5 protein-coding genes and 1 pseudogene are annotated in these 3,915 nt (G+C 43.0%); 5 read left to right on the plus strand and 1 reads right to left on the minus strand.

The window, feature by feature from the left end:
* Positions 1 to 87: 87 nt before the first annotated feature.
* From ACRC32_RS03020 to gatC, 3 genes are all read left to right on the plus strand, one after another.
* Positions 88 to 834 carry a sulfite exporter TauE/SafE family protein gene (locus ACRC32_RS03020; RefSeq protein WP_438552582.1) on the plus strand — a complete coding sequence of 249 codons (747 nt, stop codon included), beginning with the start codon at positions 88 to 90 and terminating at the stop codon, positions 832 to 834.
* A gap of 147 nt (positions 835 to 981) precedes the next feature.
* Positions 982 to 1,503 carry a photosystem I assembly protein Ycf3 gene (locus ACRC32_RS03025; RefSeq protein ID WP_438552583.1) on the plus strand — a complete coding sequence of 174 codons (522 nt, stop codon included), beginning with the start codon at positions 982 to 984 and terminating at the stop codon, positions 1,501 to 1,503.
* Between the two features lie 89 nt (positions 1,504 to 1,592).
* The gene (gene gatC, locus ACRC32_RS03030; protein WP_438552584.1) at positions 1,593 to 1,883 is read left to right on the plus strand and encodes an Asp-tRNA(Asn)/Glu-tRNA(Gln) amidotransferase subunit GatC; all 291 of its coding nucleotides are present in this window, start codon (positions 1,593 to 1,595) and stop codon (positions 1,881 to 1,883) included.
* A gap of 8 nt (positions 1,884 to 1,891) precedes the next feature.
* Here the strand turns inward: gatC and ACRC32_RS03035 are convergent, their stop codons facing one another.
* A complete protein-coding gene (locus ACRC32_RS03035; RefSeq protein WP_438552585.1) occupies positions 1,892 to 3,319 on the minus strand; it encodes a sodium/proline symporter in 1,428 nt (475 codons plus the stop codon).
* A 50-nt stretch (positions 3,320 to 3,369) separates the two neighbouring features.
* On the opposite strand from ACRC32_RS03035, the gene ACRC32_RS03040 reads away from it, so the two are divergent.
* Together ACRC32_RS03040 and ACRC32_RS03045 are read left to right on the plus strand one after the other, a co-directional pair.
* Positions 3,370 to 3,510: a hypothetical protein gene (locus ACRC32_RS03040; protein WP_438552586.1), complete on the plus strand. Its 141-nt coding sequence runs from the start codon at positions 3,370 to 3,372 to the stop codon at positions 3,508 to 3,510.
* A 282-nt stretch (positions 3,511 to 3,792) separates the two neighbouring features.
* Positions 3,793 to 3,915: pseudogene (locus ACRC32_RS03045) on the plus strand (glutathione S-transferase family protein); the annotation flags it as partial.

Genomic DNA, 3,915 nt, shown 5'->3' on the forward strand with positions numbered 1-3,915 from the left:
AGTGCAAATCCTAGTAGCAACGGATGCAAGTAAAAAGTTAAAGTTAATACTTAAGCTTATAAAGATTTATTAAAGGCGATCGCCTCTATGACGGTTTTCCTCTTAGCAGGGTCGAGCTTTATTGCTTGGGTTATTAGTAGCTTAGCTGGTGGGGGAAGTCCGTTTATTATTATTCCGATGGTAAACTTCCTGCTAGAAACGCCAGCTATTCCGCCAGTCGTGACCACAGGAATGTTATTGGGGAATTTGCAGCGGGTTTTTGTTTTTTGGCGAGATATAGATTGGCGGCTAACTTGGTGGTATTTGCCTGGTGCAGTGTCGGGGGCGATTTTGGGTGCGATCGCGTTTACTCAAACCCATCTAGAGTGGATACAAACTCTGCTAGGGCTATTTTTAGTGAGTTCTGCTTTTAGTTTGTTTGTAGGCGAGAAAAAACCAACTTTTCAAGTCTCGGGTTGGGTTTTCTTGCCTGCCGGCTTTATTCACGCTTTTCTCTCTGGCTTGCTCGGCAGTATTGGTCCAATCTTAAATCCATTGTATTTAAATTACGGTTTATTTAAAGAAAAAATGATCGGCACGAAATCCGCCCACGTTTTAGTAGTACATATAGCTAAGATGTGTACCTATGCTAGCTTGGGAGCATTTACCAAATCGTATCTCTGGTATGGATTAGTCATTGGAATGGCAGCAATTCCGGCGAACTGGGTAGGACAGCAAATTTTACAGAAAATGAGTGACGAGCAGTTTCACAAGTTTGTAACTGTACTGATAACTATTAGCGGTTTATCAATGTTGTGGAATCAAAGAAAATTTTTTGCTGTTTTGTTGCAATAAGGTAGATAGAAATCGGACATCCTCTCAACCATCTAGCTGAGTGCGACTGAGTTGAAGATCGGTGGCGTCTCGTCCTGTTTTAAATTGTCGCACTCACGTTAAGATAGATCGCAAAAGCGATACACCAAACGGTAGCTCGGACTCGATATGCCAAGAAGCCAGCGTAATGACAACTTTGTAGATAAAACATTTACCGTCATGGCAGATATCATTCTGAAGATTCTGCCTACCAATAAAAAAGCTAAAGAAGCTTTTGTCTATTACCGCGATGGTATGTCTGCTCAGGGGGCTGGAGAGTATGCCGAAGCTTTAGACAACTACAGACAGGCTTTGGAACTAGAAGAAGATCCCTACGATCGCAGCTACGTTCTCTACAACATGGGATTGATTTATACAAATAATGGCGAACACGAGATAGCTTTGGAGTATTACGAAAAAGCACTCGAATGTTACCCCAACATGACGCAAGCCTTGAATAACATGGCTGTCATCTATCACTTCCAAGGGGAAAAAGCCAAAGAAGACGGAGATAGCGATCGCGCCGATAGTTTATTCGATCTCGCTGCTGACTACTGGAAACGCGCTATCCAAATAGATCCCAACAACTATCTCGAAGCACAAAACTGGCTCAAAACCACCGGACGTTTATCAAAAGATATTTACTTTTAATGGGAATGGCTAAGTCGTAAGTAGAGAATTAACTGCTCGTACGCTCCCTGCTCCCCGCTCCCTACTCCCTGCTATACCAATTACCATCCATGCTCGACAAAGAACAAGTTCATAAAGTTGCCCATCTCGCACGCTTAGCACTCACTCCCGAAGAGGAGGAACAATTTACCACTCAATTGAGTAGCATTCTAGATTATTTCGAGCAGTTGAGCGAACTTGACGTAACTGATGTACCTCCAACCATGAGGGCAATTGATGCTAGTAATATCACCCGTGCGGATAAACTAGAACCATATGGCGATCGCGATGCTATTCTCGAAAGCGCCCCAGAACAGGATGGGGAATTTTTCAAAGTTCCCAAGATCCTCAACGAAGCCTAATTCTCTCGTCATCTATGCTGGTGAGATCTAGACTTAGAAGCCAGCAATCGCGCTATGACATAGACTAAGCTACCTGCAATCATCCCTGGTAGGACTTCGTAAACTACAGAAGATAACTTAAATACCAGGTTCCAACTAATAGCGGTGATAATTCCGACAGCCATCATTAATAGTGCTACAGGCGTACTGACGGGCAATTGTCCAACTCGCAATAATAACAGTGGACCTAAACCCGAAGCTAAAGCCGACCAAGAAAATGTAATTAAGAGAAACACATTATCATCGCCTACTAAAGCAATACTCAAAACGATCGCGGTGACAGTTAAAGTGCCTAACTTGACAATTCGATAGGAATTAGCAAATTGAGGCGCGATGTCTTGAGTCAACGCCGCCGAACAGCACAGAATTTGAGAATCCGCAGTAGACATAGTAGCAGCAAAGACTCCGGCTAGCATCAGTCCGACAAAGCCTGCGGGTAGCAATTCTTCTGCTAAATACGGCAATGCTAACTCAGGATCGCCACCTGATATCAAGTCGGGTAACAACACCCGTGCTGCTAAGCCGATGGTAATGGAAGAAAAAGATGTGGTTAAACTAGCAAGAGTTTTGATATTCAGCGCCCTATTGACATTATCGGGCGAGTCAATTGCCATCGCTCGGACTAAGATATGCGGTTGACCGACTACACCAAATCCAGCCACAATCCAACCAATAAAAAAGGGCAAAAAGCCCAATGGTAGATTAGATGGACTCAAATTAATTAGCTTTGCATCAATCGCGCCCAATCTTGTCCAAAGTTGCCCAAATCCACCACAGTCGGTAATTGCTACGGATAGTAGTAGCAGCAACGAACCAATCATAATTATCCCTTGGACTGCATCCGTCCAAATCTCCGCACGCACACCCCCAGAAAAACAGTAGATAACAACTATTACTGCTCCGAGAATAATTCCTAGACGATAATCCCAGCCGAAGACGACATTCAGTGCTTTGCTACCTGCTACGAGTTGCGATGCTGCATACGCACCGAGAAAAGCCACAATAATTATGCCTGAGACACTCGAGATCCAACGAGCGCCGGAAGTGTTTTGCGCTAAGAAATCAGAAACAGTATCCGATGCTGTTTCTTCAGATCTTTTTCTCAAACGTTTGAAAAATAAAAACCAAGCGAGATAGTCTCCTATTGCCCAACCAATAACTAACCAAATAGCAGAAATTCCGGCTGTGTAGGCAAAGCCAACTTGACCGAGAAATAACAAACCACTCTGACCCGTAGACATTGCGGAAAGCGCCGTCAGCCAAGGACTTACCCCGCGACTGGCGAGGATGTAGTCAGATGTTGTATTTTTCTTGTGAGTTGACGAATAGATGCCAACACCAATAATCAGAGCTAGAAAAACAATGAAAGTAGCTGCAACAAATATGCGATCGCTCATAGATTTATCAGTTATCAGTTATCAGTTATCAGTTATCGTAGGGGCGAGATTTGATAGCAGATTTACTTGCTGAGGCGGTTAATCTATTTGCTAAACCCGCCCGTACAGCTGTCAGCGATCGGTTATCAGTGGTTGCTGATGCAGCTAAATTTACTTTTTGTTACATTTTAGGACATCCTGCTTCTGAGTGAAAGTGAAAATCAACTCCTAATTTGGTTAGAAAGTGAATGGCGATCGCAATTTGAATACTTAGGTGGGGATTGCCCACCCTACACTTGAATTTCTACTTTGCTTCATTTCAATCTCAATGTTTATACCATAAGATAGATGCGTTTTTATGCCTTGATAGTTATTGAAAAAAAAGAAGACTTTTGATTTTTGCCTTTTGATTTTTGACTTTGCTTTCTTGGTTTAGCATGTATGAAGAGCGAACTTAGAAACTCACAAGTACAAATTCGCAAGAGGTGCGATCGATGGGTTTAGGTATTCTAGCTGACGGTAAATGGATTTCCGAACGGGAACAAGAAGATAACCAAGGGAAATTTATCCGCCCTTCTACTACCTTTCGCAATAAAATTACTGCTGATGGTTCGAGT

The sequence above is a fragment of the Chroococcidiopsis sp. genome (assembly GCF_051657925.1).
In the GTDB taxonomy this organism is placed as follows: domain Bacteria; phylum Cyanobacteriota; class Cyanobacteriia; order Cyanobacteriales; family Chroococcidiopsidaceae; genus Chroococcidiopsis.

What these genes read in the sequence shown, in the direction of transcription:
- ACRC32_RS03035 (WP_438552585.1), bottom strand. Translation starts at nt 3,319, where the DNA reads ATGAGCGATCGCATATTTGTTGCAGCTACTTTCATTGTTTTTCTAGCT.
- ACRC32_RS03020 (WP_438552582.1), top strand. Translation starts at nt 88, where the DNA reads ATGACGGTTTTCCTCTTAGCAGGGTCGAGCTTTATTGCTTGGGTTATT.
- gatC (WP_438552584.1), top strand. Translation starts at nt 1,593, where the DNA reads ATGCTCGACAAAGAACAAGTTCATAAAGTTGCCCATCTCGCACGCTTA.
- ACRC32_RS03025 (WP_438552583.1), top strand. Translation starts at nt 982, where the DNA reads ATGCCAAGAAGCCAGCGTAATGACAACTTTGTAGATAAAACATTTACC.